This is a genomic window from Cellulomonas sp. (assembly GCF_017744555.1).
Lineage (GTDB): Bacteria > Actinomycetota > Actinomycetes > Actinomycetales > Cellulomonadaceae > Cellulomonas.
This window is the reverse complement of record NZ_JAGIBD010000090.1, coordinates 1-1,923: the sequence shown is the minus strand read 5'-3', so window position 1 is coordinate 1,923 and position 1,923 is coordinate 1. Positions and strand designations below refer to the sequence as shown.

4 protein-coding genes are annotated in these 1,923 nt (G+C 79.3%); 3 read left to right on the top strand and 1 reads right to left on the bottom strand.

From position 1 onward, the window contains the following. Positions 1–156: 156 nt before the first annotated feature. The gene (locus tag J7523_RS20225; protein WP_291890572.1) at positions 157–246 is read right to left on the bottom strand and encodes a LuxR C-terminal-related transcriptional regulator; all 90 of its coding nucleotides are present in this window, start codon (positions 244–246) and stop codon (positions 157–159) included. Between the two features lie 62 nt (positions 247–308). On the opposite strand from J7523_RS20225, the gene J7523_RS20220 reads away from it, so the two are divergent. From J7523_RS20220 to J7523_RS20210, 3 genes are all read left to right on the top strand, one after another. Then, entirely contained in the window at positions 309–692 is a 384-nt protein-coding gene (locus J7523_RS20220; RefSeq protein ID WP_291890570.1) for a hypothetical protein, read from the top strand. Between the two features lie 102 nt (positions 693–794). Continuing rightward, on the top strand, positions 795–1,022 hold the full coding sequence (locus J7523_RS20215; protein ID WP_291890568.1) for a hypothetical protein: 228 nt from the start codon (positions 795–797) through the stop codon (positions 1,020–1,022). A gap of 240 nt (positions 1,023–1,262) precedes the next feature. Next, the coding region (locus tag J7523_RS20210) for a pilus assembly protein FlpE (RefSeq protein WP_291890566.1) at positions 1,263–1,923 on the top strand (661 nt) is incomplete at its 3' end.

The following is a 1,923-nucleotide window of genomic DNA, read 5'->3' as shown; positions in this document are numbered from 1 at the left end:
GGGGTCGACGGGCAGCGGGTCGACGGGGTCGACGGGGACGGGGTCGACGGGGACGGCCATGACGCTCCGCGACGCTCGGGGACCGGACGTGCGCGAGCGTAGCGGGAGCCGCCGACGCGGGCCGCCCCGCGCGCGGACCCGCGTCGGGCGTGCCGGTTACAGCAGCGCGGCCACGCGGTCGCGGGCGTCGACGCCGAGCTTGCGGAAGATCCGGTACACGTGGTTGTCGACGGTCCGCTCGCTCACGAGCAGCCGAGCGCCCCGCCGAGCAGCTGCAGCCCACGTGGGGCGGCCTGCACCGGCAGCGCGTGCGCTGGTACAAGGGCATGCTCGACAACCTGCGCGCGTACGGGCTCACGCGGGTCACGGCCCGGTACGTCGGGCAGCAGGTGATGATCGCGCTCGGCACCGCGACGCTCGCGGTGCTGCTGGCCCTCACCGCGGCCTCGGTGGTCGCGGGCACGTTCGTGGTGCAGCCGTTCTGGCTCGCCGTCGGCGGCGTGTTCGTCGTCGAGCGCGTCGTGACGGTCGCCGAGGCCGACGCGCGCAGCCGGCTGCTCGCGGTCACGGTGCTGCCCGAGCTGGTGTACGCGATCGCGCTGCAGGCCGCGTTCGTGCACGCGCTCGTTCTCGCGCTCGCGCGGCGCGACACCGCGTGGAACCACGTCGTGGCGACGCCGACCGCCGGCTGACCGCGTCGTCGCGCGCCGCCCGGGCGGGCCGCGCGCTCCCGGACGTCGCGCGCCCGCGCGGCGTCCCGCCCGGACCCCGGGCCACGGACCGAAGGGGGAGACATGTACGAGCTGAACGCGACCTCGACGGGCGCCCTCGCGGCGACCGGTGCGGGGATCCTGCAGGGCTGGGTGGCGGCGTGGACGCTGCTCGTGGCCGGCCTCGCCCTGCTCACCGTCACCCGGGTCGCACGCCTGCGTCTCGAGGACTGCCGTGGAGGGACGGCGGGGCTCGCGACGCCGGGTGCGCCGCGGCACGCGCGTGCCGCGCGGCGCACCGGGCGGTCGTAGGCGACCGCCGCCACCTCGGGGTCGACTGCGACCTCCGGGGCGGGCCCGTCCTGCGTGGTCCTGCGTGCTCTCGTGCGTCGCTCCCGGTGCGCGGCTCGGGTGCGTCGAACCGCCCCCAGCCCCCGGTGCCGAGCGGGAGGTCCACGAACGCCCGGCGCCACCCACCGGGCGGAGGCCGGGGCCGCGACGATCGCACCGCCATCCGCCCCACGGCGGCCGCCCGGACCGGCAGGAGCACGCATGGAGCACGCCCGCAGCGCCACCGTGGTCGGGGTCGTCGGCGCCGGCGGCGGCGTCGGCGCCTCGACGTTCGCGGCGCTGCTCGCGCGCCGCCTGTCCCGCGGCACCGCCACGGCGCTCGTCGACCTCGACCCCGCCGCCGCGGGCGTCGACGTCGTGCTCGGCCTCGAGGACGTCGACGGCGCGCGGTGGCCCGACCTGCGCGGCGCCGGCGGCGACGTCCCCGGCGCCGACGTCCTCGCGCTGCTGCCCCGCTGGGGTGCGTGCGCCGTGCTGTCGGCCGACCGGACGCGCCCCGAGCCCGTCGACGCGGGCGTCCGGGTCGACGTGCTGCACGCGCTCGCACGCACGCTCGGGGCCCTCGTGCTGGACCTCGGCCGCGGCTCCGTCGTCGAGGGCGACGCGCCGCTGCCCGCGTGCGACGCGGTCGTCGTGGTCGCCCGCCCCGACCTGCGGTGCGTCGCCGGCACGCTCGCGCTGCGCCCCCGGCTCGCCGCGTCCGGCGCGCCGCACGGGCTCGTGGTCCGCGGCGGGGGCCCCGCGGGGCTGGCCGCCGCCGACCTCGCCGACGCCACCGGTCTCGACGTGTGGCACACGGGCCGCGACGACCGCGCCCTGGCGGCGCGCGCCGAACGGGTCGGGCTCGGCGGACGCGGACCCG